The 19,935-nt window shown below is 59.9% G+C and carries 15 protein-coding genes; 8 read left to right on the forward strand and 7 right to left on the reverse strand.

Features of this window, described 5'->3' with window-relative positions; translation table 11 throughout:
• Window positions 1–79: 79 nt before the first annotated feature.
• Genes QWJ34_RS10165 through uxuA form a run of 3 tightly spaced genes read right to left on the reverse strand, consistent with a single transcriptional unit; the run spans window position 80 to window position 4,948 of the window.
• Window positions 80–2,149 carry an alpha-glucuronidase gene (locus tag QWJ34_RS10165; protein ID WP_302727456.1) on the reverse strand — a complete coding sequence of 690 codons (2,070 nt, stop codon included), beginning with the start codon at window positions 2,147–2,149 and terminating at the stop codon, window positions 80–82.
• 2 nt (window positions 2,150–2,151) lie between these two features.
• Window positions 2,152–3,846 (reverse strand): mannitol dehydrogenase family protein, encoded by a 1,695-nt coding sequence (locus QWJ34_RS10170; protein ID WP_302727457.1) that lies wholly within the window; start codon window positions 3,844–3,846, stop codon window positions 2,152–2,154.
• Window positions 3,830–4,948, reverse strand: a complete 1,119-nt coding sequence (uxuA, locus tag QWJ34_RS10175) for a mannonate dehydratase (protein ID WP_302727458.1) — start codon at window positions 4,946–4,948, stop codon at window positions 3,830–3,832. The genes QWJ34_RS10170 and uxuA overlap by 17 nt, the downstream gene beginning before the upstream one ends.
• Window positions 4,949–5,221: 273 nt before the next feature.
• Between uxuA and QWJ34_RS10180 the strand changes: the two genes are divergently transcribed.
• On the forward strand, window positions 5,222–5,965 hold the full coding sequence (locus tag QWJ34_RS10180; RefSeq protein WP_302727459.1) for a GntR family transcriptional regulator: 744 nt from the start codon (window positions 5,222–5,224) through the stop codon (window positions 5,963–5,965).
• A 195-nt stretch (window positions 5,966–6,160) separates the two neighbouring features.
• Here QWJ34_RS10180 and QWJ34_RS10185 read toward each other — a convergent pair whose 3' ends face one another.
• Window positions 6,161–7,699, reverse strand: coding sequence for an FAD-dependent oxidoreductase (locus QWJ34_RS10185; protein ID WP_302727460.1), 1,539 nt, complete (start codon window positions 7,697–7,699; stop codon window positions 6,161–6,163).
• Between the two features lie 256 nt (window positions 7,700–7,955).
• On the opposite strand from QWJ34_RS10185, the gene QWJ34_RS10190 reads away from it, so the two are divergent.
• The 6 genes from QWJ34_RS10190 to QWJ34_RS10215 all read left to right on the forward strand — a co-directional run bounded on the left by QWJ34_RS10190 (window position 7,956) and on the right by QWJ34_RS10215 (window position 13,460).
• Entirely contained in the window at window positions 7,956–8,222 is a 267-nt protein-coding gene (locus QWJ34_RS10190; RefSeq protein WP_302727461.1) for a hypothetical protein, read from the forward strand.
• 279 nt (window positions 8,223–8,501) lie between these two features.
• Entirely contained in the window at window positions 8,502–10,439 is a 1,938-nt protein-coding gene (gene abc-f, locus QWJ34_RS10195) for a ribosomal protection-like ABC-F family protein (protein ID WP_302727462.1), read from the forward strand.
• A 114-nt stretch (window positions 10,440–10,553) separates the two neighbouring features.
• Window positions 10,554–10,817, forward strand: a complete 264-nt coding sequence (locus QWJ34_RS10200) for a type II toxin-antitoxin system Phd/YefM family antitoxin (RefSeq protein ID WP_302727463.1) — start codon at window positions 10,554–10,556, stop codon at window positions 10,815–10,817.
• Window positions 10,810–11,070 (forward strand): Txe/YoeB family addiction module toxin, encoded by a 261-nt coding sequence (locus tag QWJ34_RS10205; protein ID WP_302727465.1) that lies wholly within the window; start codon window positions 10,810–10,812, stop codon window positions 11,068–11,070. Before QWJ34_RS10200 ends, QWJ34_RS10205 begins: the two co-directional genes overlap by 8 nt.
• Window positions 11,071–11,385: 315 nt before the next feature.
• Window positions 11,386–12,399, forward strand: a complete 1,014-nt coding sequence (locus QWJ34_RS10210) for a phosphotransferase family protein (protein ID WP_302727466.1) — start codon at window positions 11,386–11,388, stop codon at window positions 12,397–12,399.
• Window positions 12,400–12,521: 122 nt separating this feature from the next.
• Complete coding sequence (locus QWJ34_RS10215; protein WP_302727467.1) at window positions 12,522–13,460, forward strand: aldo/keto reductase family protein; 939 nt, start codon at window positions 12,522–12,524, stop codon at window positions 13,458–13,460.
• A gap of 141 nt (window positions 13,461–13,601) precedes the next feature.
• Here QWJ34_RS10215 and QWJ34_RS10220 read toward each other — a convergent pair whose 3' ends face one another.
• The 3 genes from QWJ34_RS10220 to QWJ34_RS10230 form a co-directional block, all read right to left on the reverse strand.
• The gene (locus QWJ34_RS10220; RefSeq protein ID WP_302727468.1) at window positions 13,602–15,614 is read right to left on the reverse strand and encodes a CAP domain-containing protein; all 2,013 of its coding nucleotides are present in this window, start codon (window positions 15,612–15,614) and stop codon (window positions 13,602–13,604) included.
• A gap of 92 nt (window positions 15,615–15,706) precedes the next feature.
• The gene (locus tag QWJ34_RS10225; RefSeq protein WP_302727469.1) at window positions 15,707–17,080 is read right to left on the reverse strand and encodes a hypothetical protein; all 1,374 of its coding nucleotides are present in this window, start codon (window positions 17,078–17,080) and stop codon (window positions 15,707–15,709) included.
• The gene (locus tag QWJ34_RS10230; RefSeq protein WP_302727470.1) at window positions 17,064–18,425 is read right to left on the reverse strand and encodes a hypothetical protein; all 1,362 of its coding nucleotides are present in this window, start codon (window positions 18,423–18,425) and stop codon (window positions 17,064–17,066) included. Before QWJ34_RS10230 ends, QWJ34_RS10225 begins: the two co-directional genes overlap by 17 nt.
• Window positions 18,426–18,711: 286 nt before the next feature.
• On the opposite strand from QWJ34_RS10230, the gene QWJ34_RS10235 reads away from it, so the two are divergent.
• The gene (locus QWJ34_RS10235) at window positions 18,712–19,917 is read left to right on the forward strand and encodes a tetratricopeptide repeat protein (protein ID WP_302727471.1); all 1,206 of its coding nucleotides are present in this window, start codon (window positions 18,712–18,714) and stop codon (window positions 19,915–19,917) included.
• The last annotated feature ends 18 nt before the right edge of the window (window positions 19,918–19,935 follow it).

The following is a 19,935-nucleotide window of genomic DNA, read 5'->3' on the forward strand; positions in this document are numbered from 1 at the left end:
TGATCATCGAATCCGTGGGCGTGAAATCCGCGAAGCGGATAAGGCTCGTTTCGATGCCGGCTTCCGTTCGGGGAGCGCGTCAGGCGTAAACCGGGCGCTCCCGTTCGTCGGGGATGCCCGATTTTCGGTAAAAATACGTATTGACCACATCGCGCCACTGCCGGGCATTTTTCAGCTGTCCGCTCAGCCGCTCCAGGATGTGCGCGAAGCGCTGCGCGTCCACGCCGCTTTCCAGCTCCCGCCAGCGTGCGATCCAGTTCTCCACTTTTTCCGCGCCGTCGAAGCGGCTGTCGTAGATGTGCTGGATCACCGTTTTGCCGGATTTCAGCACATGGGTATACGGAACGTGATGGAAGAACAGCAGCAGTTCGTCGGGGCAGTTCTCCAGCGAGTCGTAGACTTCGCGGTTCTCCGGCGCGTACTGCCCGGCGTAGCCGGTGCCGGTGAGGACCGTGCGGTCCACGCCGAGTCCGGCATGGTCCGAGAAGTGGTAGGTGCCCCACTTGGAATATTCGTAGCCGTCCACGTCGACGGCGTAATGGTAATGCGGCTGGACCATCCAGCCGACGCCGAGCGGGGCGGTGTAACTTTCGTATACCGGCCACGATTCCAGCAGCAGCTCCTTGACGAAAGAAGCGGCTCGGCTCGACGGTCCGAAAGTCAGCCGGCTCCATTCGTCCGCGATCTCTTCCGCCGTCAGCTCGGGATTCCAGGCCAGGCGGCCGAAGCCGAACAGATTGGCCTGGGCCAGATGGTGGCCGGTCCAGTTGTCGTCGCTGCCGATATTGGATACGGCCGCGATTCCGCTGTGCTTGAACGGATGCACTTCGCCGGCGGCGATCGCTTTGACGGTGCTGCCGGGTCCTTGCAGATGCGTATCGAAGTCGAGCGAGCGCTTCCACTGCGGAACGAGGAAGCAGACGTCGCGCTGCTGGCCGGTGTATTCCTGCGCGATCTGGAATTCCATGACCTGGTTCGTGTGCGGCATCGCCCCGAACAGGGGAGAGACCGGCTCGCGCACCTGGAAGTCCATCGGGCCGTTCTTGATCTGGAGCACGACATTGTCTTTGAACCGTTCGTCGAGCGGGCGGAAATGGTCGTATGCCGCTCTCGCGCGGTCGGTCGAACGGTCGCGCCAGTCCTGGTGGCAGTCGTACACGAAGCAGCGCCACATGACCAGGCCGCCGAACGGTTCCAGCGCTTCGGCCAGCATATTCGCGCCGTCCGCGTGGTCGCGTCCGTACGTGAACGGCCCCGGCCGGTTCTCGGAATCCGCCTTGACCACGAAGCCGCCGAACTCCGGCACGGCCGCGTAGATCTCTTCGGCTTTGGACCGCCACCAGGAGCGGACGCCTTCGTCCAACGGATCGGCCGTGTCCAGCTCGCCAAGCTCGAGCGGGGCGGCGTAGTTGGCGCTCAGGAACAGCCGGATGCCGTAGCTTCCGAAGATGTCCGCCAGCCGCGCCACGTCGGGCAGCAGGGCGGAGGTAATCAGCTTCGTTTCCTCGCGGTGCACGTTGACGTTGTTGACCGAGATCGCGTTGATGCCGACCGAAGCCAGCAGCCTGGCGTAATCGCGGATGCGCTCCGATTCCGGCAGCACCCGGTTGTCCCGGTAAAGAATCGAACCGCCGGAGTAGCCGCGTTCCACGCTGCCGTCCATATTGTCCCACTGGTCGATCATGCGCAGCGCATTGCGCGGCGATTCCGTCAGGTCCAGCCCGTCCAGCGATTCGGGCGAAGCGCCGCTGCCGAGCAGGCGGAGCAAATGGAACACCGCCTGCAGCAGTCCGCGCTCCGAGCCGCCGCGCAGGATCAGGTAACGTTCGCCGCCCCGTCCGCCGGAGCGGATCGCGTAAGCTTCTTCCGCAAGCGGAAGCGCCTTCAATTCGTCCGCGTCGGAGGCGGCCGATTCGATGGAACCGGCGACAAGCACGGAAGGGCCGGCGGAAGTCGTCAGCTCCGCGCGGATGCCGGCCAGCGCAAGTACGCCTTCGGTCCACTCATGCAGCGCCGAGGCGCCCGGTCCTTCGCTGAAATTCCCTTCGGCGCGAACGCGCCCGAGCAGGGGACGCCAGGCTGCGGCGTTCGCTTCGTCTTCTATCCGCCGTTCGTCCGGCAGCCAGCCCTGATAGCCTTTTGATCTCACGTTTATTCTCTCCTTCCGCTTCCTTGTAATCCCGGCGTCTGCGGCGTGCCGAGTTCGCGTTCCAGCGTTCGCCGTACCGCTCCGGGTCCGTCCAGCATATCGCGAAACAGCTTTTCGATCTTCGCGCCCAGTCCCGAAGCGTACAGGTCGACGCCGAACAGGTCGGTGTCCGACAGGATAGCGCGGGGGTCGGCCGTCCGGGCCCGATCGGCCAGAGCATTCGCGGCGTCCGGTCGTTCCGTCCGCCGTTCATAAGCGTCTCCAAGCAGCCGGGCTTGCAGATGTTCCAGCAGCGGGTCGGGACTCGGTTCGAACGGCCGGCCTTCGTCGTCGATACCGAGCAGGTACCGGCACCAAGCGGCGATCGCCAGCGGAATCGCCGTCAGCTCCGCGGGGTCCATACCGTCGCGTTCCATATAGGAACGGATCGTCTGCCCGTAACGGATGCCGATTTTCTGCGACGTATCGGAAGCGATCCGCTGCGGCGTGTCCGGGATATAAGGATTCGGCAGCCGTTCGCTCAGCACTTCTTCCAGAAACGTCTCCGGCCGGATAATGCCGGGATCGGTCACGACCGGCAGCCCCTCGCCGCGGCCGATCGTCTCGGCCAGCCTGCGCAGCAGCGGATCGCGCATCTCGTCGGCGATCCGGGTGTACCCGAGCAGGCAGCCCGTCACGGCCAGCGCCGTATGCAGCGGGTTGAGGCAGGCCGTCACTTTCATCGTATCGGTCCGGTTGACCGTATCGCGGTCCGCCAGCAGGATGCCGCCGGCTTCGAGCGGCGGCCGGCCCGCCGGAAAGCGGTCTTCGATCACCAGGTACTCGCCGATCTCCGCGTTGACGAACGGAGCGGCGTACGTATTGCGGGAAGTCGCCGAACCTTCCATGCCGCCGATGCCCAGCCGCTCCAGCTCTTCGCGGATCGCGGGGGACGGGCGGGGCGTGATCTTGTCGATCATGGTCAGCGGAAACGAGATCTTGTCTTTATCCGCAAGGTAGTCGGCGAAGCCGCTTCGAACGAGTCCGCGCCGCTCCCATTCCCGCGCAACCGCCAGCATGGCGCTTCGCAGCACATCGCCGTTGTGCGGACAATTGTCGAGACTGACGAACGCCAGCGGATAAGCGCCGGCGAGGTAGCGCCGGTAGGCGAGCGAAGCGGCGATGCCCATGGCGTGCGCCGGACGTTCCGGTCCGCTTTCGAGGTCGGCGGCCGCTTCCGGCGGATATTCGCCGCCCGGCCCCGTCAGCGCATAGCCTTTTTCCGTAATCGTGAACGTCACGAGCTGAAGGCTCGGATTCTCGAACGCGTTCGTCAGCACCGCGTAATCGTCCGCGCGATCGGGATCGGCGCAAACGGCCTGCGCGACGCTTGCGATCACTTCTTTGCGCAGTCCGCCGCCCGCGCTCGTCTCCACCAGCAGCGTCAGGTTGTCGTGCGGCCGGTAGACGAGATCGATCGTTTCGGAATCGGGCGTTCCCGCCGCGATGATTCCGCTGCGCGCCAATCCCGCGTTCAGCAGCTTCTGCTGCGCTTTGGCGACCAGCGCCCGGAAGATGTTGCCCGCTCCGAAATGCACCCAGACCGGCCGCTCCCGCGTCTCGGCGATCATCCGCCGCCGGTCGAACCCGGGAAGCTCCACGCCGGTCCGTTCCCAGGCTTCGCGGTCTTCCAGTCCGCGCTCACTCAGCTCCAACATTCACTTCGCCTCCCCTGGCCGCGATATCCGCCGCGCGGCGGGCATCGCCGAGACCGTCCCAGACGCCCAGCAGATACATCACGCCGAACGCGCGGTCGTACAGACCGTAACCCGGGCGGCAGCGGCTTTCCTCTCCCCAGAGATGCCGGCCGTGGTCCGGACGGATATACCCTTCGTAGTCGTGCTCGTGCAGGATGCGCACCAGTTCCGGCAGATTCACGCTGCCGTCGCCCAGACGATGCGAGACTTCGATGAAGTCGCCGTTCTCGAATACTCTCACATTGCGCAGGTGCGCGAAGTGGACCCGGTCGATAAATTCCGTCAGGATCGCCGGCAGGTCGTTCAGCGGACTCGTTCCGAGCGAGCCGGAGCAGAAAGTCAGGCCGTTGCAGGGACTGTCCACCGCCCGCAGCAGTCGGCGGATCGTCTCCCGGCTGCGCACGATGCGGGGCAGTCCGAAGATCGGCCAGGCCGGATCGTCCGGGTGGATCGCCATTTTGACGCCGAATTCTTCGCAGACCGGAACGATCCGCTCAAGGAAGTAGACCAGATTGTCGAACAGGATCTCCTCGGTCACTCCCGCATACGCGGCGAACAGTTCGTCGAGCCGGGCGAGCCGGTCCGGTTCCCAGCCGGGGATCGTGAATTCTCCGCCGCCCCGGATAATCATTTCCGCCATTTCGTAGGGATTTTCCGAGATGGAAGCCTTTTCATAAAACAAAGCGTTCGATCCGTCCGGCAGCTCCCGATAGAGGTCCGTGCGCGTCCAGTCGAAGATCGGCATGAAATTGTAGCAGATCACTTTTACGCCCACCGCGGCCAGCTTGCGGATCGTATCGGCGTAAATATCGATATACCGGTCGCGCGAAGGAAGCCCGATCTTGATGTCGTCGTGCACGTTGACGCTCTCCACGACCGCCGTGCTGAATCCCTTGGATGCGATCCGGTCCGCTTCGGCGCGAATTTCGTCCATTTCCCATACTTCGCCGGCCGTCTTGTGATGCAAGGACCACACGATCCCGGACACGCCGGGGATCTGCCGGATCTGATCGAGCGTGATATTGTCGTTGCCTTCGCCGTACCAGCGCCAGGTCATCTTCATGAAATAGCCTCCTGCTTGGCATGAACCAATTTCTGAATTCAAATCTTGTATACAAGAACAAGTTCATGATAAATTCGAAATTCTCTTCTGTCAATCCTTTATTTTCAAAGAATTCATTCGTAAGCGAATTGAATGTCATTTTTTTGTAAGCGCTTATTTTTGTTTTGTGAAAAACGTTGTATACTACTGGTTATACGCAGGCCGACCAGCGGGGAGGAGCAAAAGGTTTGCGTACATATCCGGGTATGAGATACTCGGGAAAGGAGGGATTCCATGTCTACAAAAGCGGGCATTCTGCAGCAGTTGAGAAGCGAGATCCTGACCCTGGAACTGAAACCGGGCAGCATCCTCAGCGAGACCGTCCTGTCGGAACGTTTCAAGATTTCGCGAACGCCTCTGCGCGACGTGCTGAAGCAGCTGGCGCACGAGGGTTATATCGACGTGTATCCCAAGCGGGGCAATCTCGTTTCGTATATCGATCTGGAGTCGGTCGAGCAGATCATTTACTTGCGGAGCATTCTGGAAAAAGACATCATCAAGAATCTGGCCGCGCAGAACGTTTCGCTGCCGCTGCGCGGCATCCTGGAACTGCGGGAGATTCTGAACAAGCAGGCGGAAGCGATCCGGCAGGACCACGCGCACGAAGCTTTCCTGTTCTGGGACGACGCTTTTCACAAAGCGCTGTTCGCTCTGGCGGGACGCGTGCTGCTCTGGGATCTGATCCAGCAGTCGAACGCGCATTATGCCCGTTACCGCCGTCTGCATCTGCTCAAGAAAGAAAAACTGGAAGAGATTCTGGACGAGCACCGGCTGATCCTGGAATGTATCGTGAACCGGGATGCCGAACGCATCGACGACCTGGTCCGGCACCATCTGCACGAAGACATCAACGCGGCGTATCTGCTGGAGAACTTTGCGGAGTACCTCAATCTTCCGAGGCTAGAAGCGCGGGAAAGCGACGGAGCTTCGGCAGCGCACGGACGCAAAGCCCGCGGAGAGGCGGAAGCGGACGGCTGAGGACGGCGCTGCGCGCGGGGGCGGCGCGGTAAATGCGGTAAACGCGGTAAATTCAAAAGCGAAGCGCCGGATGATTCCCGCCGCTTAAAGCGATATGCTTACACGCAAACAGGCCCGGGGAAGCTCCCCGCGGGCCTGTTCGTATGCTTGCTCTGATTGAGAAGCCGACAGTCGCCGCCAGCGCAGTGCGCCGGCTTATTCTTCCACGCGCTTCAGCGGCTCTTTGGCCGGTCCTTCCAGCACTTCGCCGCTGTACGAGAAGCGCGAGCCGTGGCACGGGCAGTCCCACGAGCGCTCGGCTTCGTTCCAGGCCGTCTCGCAGCCCATATGCGTGCAGGTGGTATCGACAAGGAACAGCTCGCCCTGCGGATCGCGGTAGGCGCCCACCTTTTTGCCGTGGTGGCGCACCAGCGCGCCCTGATCGGGTTCCAGGTTGGAGAGCTTCTCGTGCGCGCCGGCAAATTTGCCCGCGATCAGTTCTTTCGCCATCTTGAAGCCGGTGACGATATTCTGGTTCATGCTCTTGTCGTTGAAGCGGCCCGGGTTGAACACGTCCATGTAAGGATTGGTGCGGCGCAGGATATTGTCCCGCAGCAGCAGGCCGGCCACGGTGCCGTTCGTCATGCCCCATTTGTTGAAGCCGGTCGCGATAAACACGAACGGATAGTCCGACGAGAACGGCCCGATATACGGGATCTTGTCCAGCGTCGTAATGTCCTGCGCCGACCACCTGAACGGAATTTCGGTCACGCCGAACGTGGTGCCCGCGAATTTTTCCAACGCCAGATAATGATCGAACGTTTTGTCGCTTTTGCCCGGTTCGTGGTTCTCGCCGCCGACGATCAGCACTTCTTCGCCTTCGAACGTCGCGGAGCGGATCGAGCGCTTCTCGTCGTCGATGCTGACGTACATGCCGCCCTGGAACGTCGTTTCCGGCTTGACGGCCAGCGCGTAAGAACGCTCGATCTTCAGACGGGAGAAGTAGCCGGCCTGGAAGTTCCAGAACGGATAGTGCGAAGCGACCACCATCTCGTTGCAGCGGATCGTGTTGGCTTTGTCCGTGGTGAACACCTGGATCGGCTTGCCGTATTCGGCGTCTTCGATCGTGGTGTTTTCATAGACGACTCCGCCGTTCTCGACAATCTTCTCCACCAGGAATTTGAGGTATTTCAGCGGATTGAACTGGGCTTGTCCGGGCATAGAAATGGCGGCTTTGGCTTCGACCGGAATCGGCAGTCCTTCGTGCCACTGTCCCGGAATACCGAGCTCCTGGTAAGCGTCGAATTCTTTGCGCAGATCGTCGACTTTATCTTCCTGATTCGTGTATACGTAGGCGGTTTCTTCTTTGAAATCGCAGTCGATATCGTTCGCCCGGACCGTCTCGCGGATAAAGCGCAGCGCTTCGTCGTTGGCTTCGTAATAAGCTTTGGCGATCTCCGGCCGGAAGTTGGTCAGGAACTCGCTGTAGATCATGCCGTGCTGCGCGGAGATCTTGGCGGTCGTATAACCCGTTGTGCCGTCGAGGATGCGGCCGGCGTCGATCAGCGCGACCTTGTAGCCTTCCAGGGAAAGCAGATAGGCGGTCGTCACGCCGGCGATGCCCGCGCCGACCACGGTCACGTCGACTTCGATGTCTTCGCGAAGCTCGGGGAAGGTCGGAAGCGTCGTAATCGTTCTCCACATGGACTGCGGGTACCTCGGAAGTTCGGATGGAACGTTGAATTTTTCGCTCATGTCGGTGGGCCTCCTCAAGATTCTGTACGGGAACTCGATCGATACGAAATAAATAACCGCTACAGATAAATAACTGAACTCTACTCCCCTTATTTACCACTTCGGCGAATTAAGAAACCGGTTAACAGAATGGGCGCAGGCGCGGCGGACGACAGCGGCGCCGGGACGTCTTCGGACGACCCGTCAAAAAAAGCTTGATTTCGCGTTTGGAACGCGGTTAAGATGGGAACATACGACGACAGGGAGGTGAGACAGGATGCGACAAAAGGAATCGCTTGCAAGTTTATTTGTGGTGCTTAATCAGCTGCCATTGGCACTGAGCGGCATTGTTCATGTCGAAAACGGCAACGGGATTAGTCTGTCCAAATTTGAGCCTTCGACGCTCAAATTCGGGAAAGGCGCCCGTCTGTCCAAAATTCGATATGAACAGCGAAATGCCGCTCCTGTCTCGCGTCTGCGGATGAGGCCGGCGATTGTCGCTCGGCCGCTATATATTCGCAGCCTGGACCCCGCCGGACGGTAAATTCCGGCCGTATCGCGGTCCGGCATATCCGGCCCGCGCCCATCGTCAGCCCGCAATCCGATCATTCGACTTTCGAGGCCGCAGAGGACATTTCCTCCGCGGCCTTTTTGCGTACCCGTAAACGACCATTCGGGCGGCGGCCGGACTTCCGTAAGCGGCGGAAGTTCCGTCCGCGTCCCGCACGCCGGCCGCGGGGGAAGTCCGTCTTCCGCCCCGAAACGGAGCGGGCGGCGCATTCACACACGCAAAATAAACGAAAAGGCGAAAGGATGAACGATCATGTTGATGATGAACGGTTATCAAATCAAGAAATTTTACGGCGCGGAGGAAATTCTGAGCGATGTCTCGTTCGATATTTACGAAGGCGAGAAAGTCGGGCTGCTCGGCGGCAACGGAGCGGGCAAGTCGACGCTGCTGCGCCTGCTGGACGGGACGGAGACGCCGGACGAAGGAACGGTCTCCGTGCGCCGGGGCGCGAAGATCGGAAAAACGGAACAGATTCCGGATTACGGGGAGCGCAGCGTCGAAGAAGTGCTGCTCGGCGTGTTCGAACGCACGCTGGGGCTCCAGTCGAGGCTGCGGGAGCTGGAAGCGCAGATGAGCGCGGTGGCAGGAAGCGTCCTGGACCGGCTGCTGCGGGAGTACGGCGAAGCGCAGGAAGAATTCGAGCGGGCCGGCGGCTATGAAATTCCGGCGCGCGTGGATATGGTGGCGTCGGGCATCGGCATAACGCCGGAGCAGCGGAAGCGGCCGTTCGCGGAGCTGTCCGGCGGCGAGAAAACCAAAGTCTCGCTGGCCGCGCTGCTGCTGAGCGAAGCGGACGCGCTGCTGCTCGACGAGCCGACCAACCATCTGGATATGGAAGCCGCCGCGTGGCTGGAGAACTTTATCCGCGAATCGCCGGCGACGATCGTGATCGTATCGCACGACCGGTATTTCCTGACGCAGACGGTGGAAAAGGTGATCGAGCTCGAAGACGGAGAAGCGACCGTATTTCCGTGCGGCTACGCCGAGTATCGTAAAGAAAAAGAAGTCCGGCTGCTGCGCCAGTTCGAGGAATACAAAGAGCAGCAGAAAGTCATCAAGCAGATGAAAGAAGCGATCAAGAGACTGATCGAATGGGGCAAGCAGGGCGACAACCCGAAGTTTTTCCGCAAAGCGGCGGCGATGCAAAAAGCGCTCGACCGGATGGAGAAGGTCAAGCGGCCGGTGCTCGAACGCGCCGCGATCGGGCTTGCGCTGGCGAGCGCCGAGCGAACCGGCGAAGACGTGCTGACGCTCCGCGGCGTCCGCAAAGCGTACGGCGGGCGCACGTTGCTCGGCGAAGCCGACGCGCTGCTGCGCTACGGCGAGCGCGCCGTGCTGCTCGGCGGCAACGGAGCGGGCAAGACCACGCTGATGCGCATGGTCCTGGGGCTTGAGCAGCCCGACGGCGGCGATCTGCGCCTCGGCTCGCGCGTGCGGGTGGGGTATCTGGCGCAGGAGGAAGCGCCGCCGGAAGACCGGACGAGCGTGCTCGATTATTACAAAGAGCACGCCGCGGTGGAAGAAGGCGAGTCCCGCGGCCGCCTGGCGAAGTTCCTGTTCTACGGCAAAGACGTATTCAAGCCGGTGGCCGGATTGTCCGGCGGCGAATGGAGCCGCCTGAGACTGGCGGTGCTGATGGTGCAGAAGCCCAATCTGCTGCTGCTCGACGAGCCGACCAACCATCTCGATATCCCTTCGCGCGAAGCGCTGGAAGAAGCGCTGGAAGAATACGACGGCACGATCCTTGCCGTCTCGCACGACCGGTTCTTTATCAACCGCATCGCGCAGACCGTGTGGGCGCTTGAAGGCGGGTCGCTCGAAGCGACGCTCGGCGGCTACGACGACTACCGCGAAGAGCGGAAGAAGAAGGCGGAGCGCCGCGCCGCCTCCGGGGTTGAGGGCGGCCGCGCGGCCGGCGCGTCCGGTGGAAGCGGCCCGGCCGCGCGCGGCGTGCCGGGCGGGAAAGCCGGCTCCGCCGGGGCCGGCGCGGCTTCGCGGCGGGACCCCGCGAAGCTGGAGCGCGAGATCGCCGGGCTGGAGGCGCGCTCGGCGGCGCTGGGCGAAGCGCTGGCCGACCCGGCCCACGCGCTGGACGCGCAGCGGCTGAGCGGATGGCTGGCGGAGAAGAACGGGCTGGATACGGAGATCGACAGACTGACGGAAGAGTGGCTGGCGCTGACGGCGGATTGAATTTTTTTGAAGTATAGTGTACAATAAGAAGTACTTAAAATAGCACTTAAAATAGTACTTAAAAAGTGATTAATGAGGCGCTTTGAAGTTATTTATGAACTTAGGAGGATGAAAATGCTCGCGATCAATTACACGGAAATGAGAGGGAATTTCAAAGACTACTGCGATAAAGTTACGGATGATTTTGAAACCGTCATTATTACGCGTAAAGATAATAAGAATGTAGTCATGATCTCTCAAGACGAATACAATAACCTGATGGAAAACATGTTTATCATGAGCAATAAGAAAAACTATAGTCGTTTGTTAGAGTCCAGACAACAGCTCGAGCAGGGTTTGAGTGAATCGAGAGAACTGCTGACAGAAGAAGATGAATAAAGTTTTTTCCAATCTTGCCTGGGAAGATTACATGACATGGTTTCAAGAAGATCGAAAAGTGCTCAAGAAAATCAATACTTTGATTAAAGACATTGAACGAAATGGCTATACCGGTATGGGGAAGCCTGAGCCGCTGCGTCATAATTTATCGGGATATTGGAGCCGCCGAATCACGGATAAAGATCGCTTGATCTACCGCATCGACGAACAAAACATTTATATTATCGGCTGCAAAGAGCATTACAACGATTAATCGATTTTTTATGAAAAGCTTCTTTTGCCGGACCGTTCCGCCGAACAAGCGATTGTTTGCGGAACGGTATTTTTTTGCGTTAAAAAAGGGACTGTACGCTCGGCGTCGAAATGATTACGTTGCATGGATTATGTCGAAGCATCTACCCTCCGGAAGCGAGTTTCAGGAACGAGTCCCGTTATTCGAAACGATTCGGTCCGAACGGCTTTTCTCCCGCGCGAGACGCGTAAAGGAAAAGTCTTTGCGGAATCGAATACGTGATCGGAAAATGCGGAACGGGCAGACTGCACTGCGACGAATGGAGGGTTTTTATAAATGGAAAGCGTAACCAAAAGAAAGTTCACTGAAGAAGAAATCGTAACAATCGCGGAAGCGGCGTTCGGCTGCGGCCCTGCGAACATCGAGGAATTGAGCGAAGGCTGGGCGAATTCGGCTTACCGGCTCGATCTGGAAAACGGGACTTCGGCGATCCTCAAAGCGGCGGCGGAGTCGGAAGAAGGACGAATGCGCTGCGAACGCGGGCTGATGAAGACCGAAGTCGAAGTGATGCGGCGCATCGCGCAGCTCGGAACCGTGCCGGTGCCGGAGATCTATACCTACGACGATTCGAAAAAGATCGTGCCGTGCGAATATTTCCTGATGCAGCGTTTGACCGGCACGTCGTATGACAAGGTTCGCGATACGCTGCCGGAAGAGGAACGCGAAGCGATCGACTTCGAGCTGGGCGGGTATTTCCGGCGGATCCATACGATCGAAGGCGATCGCTTCGGCTATTATCTGCCAAGCGGCATCGATTCGTCCGATTGGGGGAGCGGCTTTGCCGCCCTGATGCGCGATGTGCTACAGGACGGCCGCGACGCCGGCGTTCGGCTGCCGATGCCCTACGAAGCGCTGGATGCCGAACTGGAACGCCACCGCGATACGCTGGGCGAAGTGCGGCCGCCGCGCCTGATCCACTGGGATTCGTGGCCCGGCAACGTGATCGTCAAAGACGGACGCGTCGAAGGCATTATCGATTTCGAACGCGCGCTGTGGGCCGATCCGCTGATGGAGTACGGTTTCGGCAAGTTTATGCAATCGCCCGAGTTCGAACGCGGCTACGAATCCGGCGGAGAACCGTCGGAGTCTTCCGCGCAGGCGGAGCCGTCCGGCGAAGGCGATCGTTCGCTGTTGATCCGCCGCGCGCTCTACCCGCTGTACCTCGATCTGGTCATGTGCGTCGAATGCGCATACCGCGGCTTCGGCCCGGAGCATACGCAGTGGGCGTACGACAATCTGCGGCAGGGCTGGGAGCGCTATCTGGACATGACGGGCGAACGGAATGTTTAGCCGGCTCCGTTAAGGGGAATAATACGGGAAAGCGTATAAGTATAGACGAAGCGGCCCGACCCGGCACATCGAATCGAATCGGGAAAAAGGCCGCATCAACGAAAATGGAGGCGAATCGAATCATGGAATACCGGAGATTGGGCGGTACGGGACTCAAAGTCAGCGAGATCAGTCTGGGCAGCTGGCTGACCTACGGCGGATACGTCGAGCGCGAGAACGCGGTGAATTCGATTCATGCGGCGTACGACGCAGGCATCAACTTTTTCGATACGGCCAATGTGTACGAGCGCGGCGAAGCGGAGAAAGTGGTCGGCGAAGCGCTGAAGCAGTATCCGCGCGAATCGTATGTGCTGGCGACCAAAGTCTTCGGCAAAATGGGCGACGGGCCGAACGACCAGGGCTTGTCGCGCAAACATATTATCGAACAGTGCAACGCCAGCCTGTCGCGGCTCGGCCTGGACTACGTGGATATCTACTACTGCCACCGCTATCACGCGGAAACGCCGGTGCATGAAACGCTGCGGGCGCTGGACGACTTGGTGCGCCAGGGCAAAGTGCTGTACATCGGCGTCAGCCAGTGGACGGCCGCGCAGATCGAAGAAGCGCTGTCCACGGCGGACCGTTATCTGCTGGACCGCATCGTGGTGAACCAGCCGGTCTATAACATGTTCGACCGCTATATCGAAGACGAGATCATCCCACTCGGCGAGCGCAAAGGCGTCGGCCAGGTCGTGTATTCGCCGCTGGCGCAGGGTCTCTTGACCGGCAAATACAAAGCCGGCGCGGAAGCGCCGAAAGACAGCCGCGCCGCCAAGCTCGGCTGGAACGAAGACCGCTTGAACGAGGAGCGGATCGCCAAGGTCGGCGAATTGACCAAGATCGCCGACGAGCTGGGCGTCAAAGTCGGCCAGCTGGCGATCGCCTGGATTCTGCGCCAGCCGAACGTGGCGAGCGCGCTGGTCGGCGCAAGCCGGCCGGAGCAGGTGCGGGAGAACGCTTCGGCATCCGGCATCAAGCTGGAAGCGGACGTTCTGGAACGGATCGAAAGCATTCTGGGCTGATCCGGCTGACGGCCGGGCGGATCAGCGAAAAGAAACAGCAAAAGATCGCCTACAAACAAAGCGCCGCAGACACGGAATTCTCCGTTCTGCGGCGCTTTTGGCGTCTTTATGGCGTTTTAATGATCGCTATCCGGCGTCGGCCTACTCTTCGCCCTCGTAGATCCGGTCTTCGTCGTCCATCCAGCCGAATTCGCCGATATTGAATGTGCCTTTGGAGACGCGGACAAAGTAGTCCGTTTCTTCGGTCCTCAGATACAGATTCAGCTTTTTCGCGCTCAAACCCGGAACGTTCAGCGAGAAATTGCCCGCCGAATCGACCTGTACGGGGTAATCGCCGATCGCTTTCCAATCCGGGAAAGCGGCATCGATCTTGATCTCCAATGCCCGGCCGGCCAGTTTCTCGAACATTCCCGTGACGTTCAAGGTACCGTTCGCTTCGTAACGGGCGATCAGGTACGGCTTCTCCAGATTGCCGGGCACGACATAATATTCTTCTTCCGGCAGCGCGGGCAGCGAAGCATCCGGGGAGACTTTGGCCGGCCGCGCGAGCAGCGAACCGTTCTTGGCCGGAAGCGCGCCCAGCAGAGCGGCCGCCTCGGCGAAGCTCAGCGTACGCTCCGGCGCGAAGCCGTCCAGGTAAGAACTGATTTCGCCGCGCATGTAGTCCAGGCCCATCACGTACTGATAAGCGGAGTCGCCGCTGTAGGAAACGCCGCTTGCGGCCGCGATCAGCTCCGCGGCTTTGCCGCGGGTAATCGCTTTATTGCGCGCCGCCGCCGATTGTATGCCGCCGACCGGCAGATTGCGCGCCGCAGCCGCGGCGTAAGCGCCGTCCGCCCAGTGCGCGGCTTTCTTGGGCGCGTATTTCGCGATATCCACGCGGTACGCCTGGAGCAGCAGCGTCAGGAATTCCGCTTCCGTTACCGCGCCGGCCGATTGGCGGGCCGGCGCGCCGGAGAGACGCGCCCAGGCGGCCGCGTCGCCGGAAGGCACCGCTTTTTGCGTCGTTTTGAGTTTCGGCAGGACAACGATCCGGACAGAAACATCTTTACCGTTGTAAGCCGCTTTGACCGTGTAAGTGCCGGCTTTGGAGCCGTACACGCGTCCGTTCTTGATCCGGTAGCCCGCGTTCGACGCCGGACTCCACGCGACCAGGCTGGAGACTTCTTCGACCGGAGCGTTTGTCTGGCGGTATTCGGCATTCACGACCAGCGCGGCCGAATCGCCTTCGTTGACCATGACCTGCGGCAGCCGGGGCGACAGCCTGCGCAGCGGCAGTCCTTCCCCGGTACGGAACGACCAGGACCGCGTTCGGCGGGACGAGTCGCCTTCGATGGTATAGCTCAGCTCGGCCCGGTAAGTCCGGTTCGGGCGCAGGAGCTCTTTTGCCATAAAGAAAAGCCGGTCGCCGTGCTCGTCCGCATAATAGTCCACGGATTCGCCCTGCTCGTTCTTGAGCGTGAAGCTGTACTCCGCGAAGTCCTCTTCGGCCTGCGCCGAAACGATATAACCGGAGTACTGCGCGCCGAACCAATCGAGCGGATTGGGAACTTCGAAGCCGTAGAACCCGATGCCCGTATTCTGCATGCCGTCGTACGGATAGACGAGCAGCGTATCCCGCGCGGCGTTGGCTTCGCCGGAGCCTCCCAGATCGAAGACGGCCGTGCCGTCCACGAGAGCGATGCCGACTTCGCTGTACGACGTGTCCAGAATGCCCGCCCGGTGGTAGGCCGTATCGAGCCAGGAATCGATGGCGTGCGAACTGCCGGGTTCCTTGAACGCCATGACTTCGCCGCCCGTTTCGCCGAAATGAACGGCGCCCCGATAAGTCGGCGACCATCCCGCCGCCACGAAGCGTTCGCGTATGCTTTGGCCCGTAAAGCCCGGTCTGCCGAAGGTTTCGCTGTGCGGATCTTCCTTGGCTTCGGCTTCGTTCAGGTTATAGTACGAGGCGTGATTCTTCGCCGCCGCAGAAAGCGTTTCGCTTAAAACGACCGGCGGAGCGCCCGCTGCCGCGCGGATCTTGTTCAGCTTGTCCAGCGCCTGAAGCTGGTCCTGGTTGAACGCTTGGGCCGCTTGGGCCGGCTGCCCGGCCGGCAGGCACACGGCCAGCAGCGTCAGTACGAGCAGCCAAATTCCGAATTTTCTTGTCATTCTTCCCACTCCTCTATATAGGCGCGCGCAAAACTTCTTTTTCGCCGCGGACACGCCGCGGGAATCGCACTGCCGATTCGATTCCCGGCGGCTCAATCGTCCGCGGCTTCGTCCGGCTCCGCTTCGTTTGTCGGCGTCTCCGCGCCCAGCATCGGCGGCATCGACAGCAGCGAAGCCAGCTGGCGGAAGTGCTGCTGATTATTCAGTTCCTGCGACAGCTTCCAGCATTCGCGCACATGCCGAGAAGATTGATCGCGGCGGCCGCGGCGCTGTTCGTAGACCGCAAGCTGGTAATGCAGGCTGGCGAACGTGCTGCGCGTGACCGCTTCGGGATAATAGCTGTCCGGGCGCTGCTCCAGATAACGTTCGATCGGCTCGAAGTAGCGGCCGAGCAGATCGTCCACGTCGGCGTCGTACTTGTTGGCCGCTTCGACGAGAATGACCAGGCAGAGCACGACTTCGTGCGGATGGCTGTCCATATACGCGGCGTATTCCGGCAGCACCGAGAAGTTGCCGGTCAGCAGTTCCAGATCCATGCCGTTGCCGTGCGCGAACACTTTGAACAGCTCGACTTCGGTCCGCCCTTCGTCGTCCAGTCCTTCGAACCCGCTCAAATCCCCGTACATCGCGCTGTAAGGCTTCGCTTCTTCGTAACGCTCCTGCTCGATCAGCGCCAGCTGTTTATGCAGCAGGGCGCTGCCGTAATAGAACACGAGCGGCTTGACCGGCAGCGGCCGGGGTTCGTTCTCGGCCGGCGCGGCCGGCGCGCCTTTGCGCTCTTCGTCGTACACGTTGCGCGCCGTTTCGTACAGCTCGTCGGCCATTTTTTCCATTTCGGCGAATTTGCCCAGCTCGTAATAAATATTGCCCAGCCGCAGCAGCGCGTCCAGCCGGAGACGTTCCGGCAGCGCGGAGCGGAAGCATTCGAACTGGACCGCCGCTTTCAGATTTTCTTCGCCGTCTTCGCCCAGCCGCGTGCGGAACAGGCGGTACTGGCTGATCGACAAACGTTCGGCGTGCTGGTGTTTTTCGTGGTCGATCACATTTTTGTAAAAAGGCGCGGACGCTTTGAATTTGCCGGCCATAAACAGGCTTTCGCCCGTATCGAACACGAACGGCAGGTATTTCAGGTCTTCGAGCAGCCGGTTCAGCACTTCCCGCAGCAGATCGTAACGACCCAGCTCGGCGCAGGCCAGCAGGAAAGGCTCGATCCGCCTGCGGTTCGGCCTGCCGTCGTAAAAGCATTCCCCCACATAATCGTCGAACAGCCAGTCCGCCGGTTTGCCCAGCGCCTCGGTGATGGTCTTGAGCTGGTGGAAAGAAATCGGTTTGGGCGGCGTACTGTTCAGAATCGCGCTGAATACGCCCCGGTTGATGCCCGATTTATCGCTAAACGTCGAAAAGTTATACCCCTGCCTTGACATTTCCCGCTCGATCGCCGCACGCAGTTTAAACGATTTTTCCATAGTCCACCTCTCGAAGTCCCGTCGTGCCGGCGGTTCCGCTGTATGTCGTCGTCAGTGAGGCGAGCAGTCGGAACATCCGGTTGTTGTTTAATTTGCGTGAAAGCTCCCAGCTCTCCAGGGCGCGCCGGTGCGCTTCGCCTTTTCGTCCCCGATTCCAGTGATACACGGACAGCTGGTACAGCAGGCGGGCGAAACGGTTGCGGTCCAGCTGCCTGCGTTTGCGGTCGGCGCGATGCTGAAGCAGCTCCCGCAGTTCCGGCGAAAAACGGTTTAGCCATTCGTCGACGGAGAACCCGAAACGATTCGCGGCTTCGACCATGGCGATCAGGCCGGGCACGATTTCTTCCGGATGTTCTTCGAGCAGACGGATGTAATCCGGCAGCACGTTCCGCTCCCCGTTCATCAGGCGGCAGCCGAGCCGGTTGGCTTTGGCGTAGACGCCCAGTTCGCGGACGACGGACTGTTCCCGGTTTTCTTTTTGCGACAGCCAGGACAGGTTCTCGTACCGGTCCGAGCAGGACGCCGCTTCGCGAAACCGGCCCAGATCGCAAAGCGCGGCCTGCTTCAGCATATGGCTGTATCCGTAATAAGCGGCGGGCGTGCAGCCAAGCGGGTAAGCAGGATTGAACGTTCTGGCGGGAGGATGCCTGCGCGTTCCGAACAGGCGGAGGCATAGCGAAACGAATTCGTCGGCGATCCGTTCCAGCTCTTCCGATTCCATCAGTCCGTACAGCAAACAGCCCATGACGAGCAGCGCGTCGAGCTTTAATTCGGCAGGCAGATTGACGCGGTAAGGCGAGAAAGCGTTAAGTGCTTTTAAATTGCGTTCCCCGTCCTCGCCCAGCCGAAGCATGAACAGGCGGTAGTGACAGATCGCCGTTTCGGCCGAATGCCTGTCCCGGTTGTGGATGAGGATGTATTCATATAAACGTTCGGTTTGCGGTTTGGTTTCTTCTTCCTGCCGGCGTTCCGCAATTTCGAACAGCAGGGGCAAATACCGGGGCTCGTCTTCGAGCCGGTTCAGCACCTGCTCCAGCGCGTCCGGCCGCCCCAGGCGGATACAGCTTTCCACGAAAGGTTCGATCCGGCTCCGGTTCGGTCTGCCGCCGAAGAAGCATTCTTCGATATATAAAGGGTAAAAGAAGTCTTCCGGAAAGCCGAGCGCCGTTGTGATCCGCGTCAGCTGGTCGAACGAAAGCGGAGCGAATCCGTCAGCCCGGCGCACAAAGATCCCGCTGAGCGTTCCGCGGCTGATGCCCGTTTTTTCCGATAACCCCGAGAAATTGTAGCCCAATCTGCGCATATTCCGTTGGATGACCGAACGAAGTAGGATAAAATTCTGCATGATGGCACCTCGATACGAAATATGAAAAAGCCACCCCGAGGATGGCGATAAAACGATTAAATTGCAGACAAAAATACTGCATGCTTGCTAAAGCCAATTGAGTCATTATAAGCCGAGATACTGAAACGTTTGGGAAACTTATTTAATATCTATTTATAAAGCCGGAAAAGGACTGGAAATTGTGACGGCTTCTTTAACGCGGCTCCAAGTGAATGGGATAAAGCGTTTCAACGCATGTCGTGCACGGTTGTTTCTAGAGTATACCACGACTGAAAGAAGGAACCGTATGACTGGAAACAAGCCGGATTTTTGGGACGAACTCGATTCGCTCTATGCAAGCGGGCGTTTCGAAGAAACGGCGGTTCGGACGCGCGACATATTGGACGAATACGGCCCGGACGCTTCGCTGCTGAATATTCTGGCGAGATGCGAGACGTATTTGGGACGTTATGGGCAGGCGCTGCGATTACTGGAACAGGCGTCGGAACTTTCCCCGGATTGGCCGCGTTTATGGTTCAACCGGAGTATCGTTTATCTGAAAATGGGGAACGAGAAGCTCGCCGAGGAAGTATGCAAACGGGCGCTGGAGATGGGCGGAGACGAAGACGACGCCTGGTATTACCTGGGCGTCGTTTACGAACGAACCGGAAGACCGGCCGAAGCGGAGAAGTGCTACCGCGAATCGCTCGAATACGATCGCGAGCAGCCGGAAACGCTGTTGAATCTGGCTGTAGTCCTGTTCGATCAGGACGAAGAAGCGCACGCCGAGGAGTGCAAAGCGCTGCTGAACGAACTGCTGCGGCTGGAACCGGACCACACGGACGCCCTGTATAGTCTTGGGATTATCCTGAAAAAGAACGGGGATTTCGAAGGCGGCATGGCGGCGTTTGCGCGAATCGCCGAACTCGATCCCACAGACCGCGAAGCGGCCTGGCAGTTGGCGAAGCTGGAAGAAATGGAGCTTGAGCGCCGGGTGCTCGAAGCGGAAGCCGCAGCGAAGAATAAGCGGCAGCCGCATATCGAACAGGCGCTGAACCCGCTTGCCGGCTTGCCTTTGCACAAAGTCGGCCGGGCGGCGGGAATGATATGGGTGATCTTTGGAGCGGCAGGAGAACAGGCGCCGAGAGGCGAATGGGCGCTGCATATCCAGTGTCCCTGGCGCTGGAGCGCGGAAGATCGTATTTTGCTGGGTTACGGCGATCTGTTCGAACCGTCTTCCGCTCGATCGGAACAAGACGGGCCGTTCGACTGGGACGTGCGCGGCGCGAACCGGTTTGATGAACGCGCGGTCTTTTTTAACGAGGATCGCGCCGGAAAGATCGTCTGTACGTCTGCGCAAAACGATCGGCTGGGCGGAGCCAGACTGCTTTTTGACGACGGGTCGGTTCTGGAGATATTCCCGAGCGATTCGCTTGAGGACGAATTCTGGCGCATATTCAGGCCGGGAGATCCCGAGTCGCATACGGTTGTGACGGGGGACGGTATTGAATAACGAGAAAAGGAAGATGCC

This window comes from Saccharibacillus sp. CPCC 101409 (assembly GCF_030518235.1).
GTDB lineage: Bacteria > Bacillota > Bacilli > Paenibacillales > Paenibacillaceae > Saccharibacillus.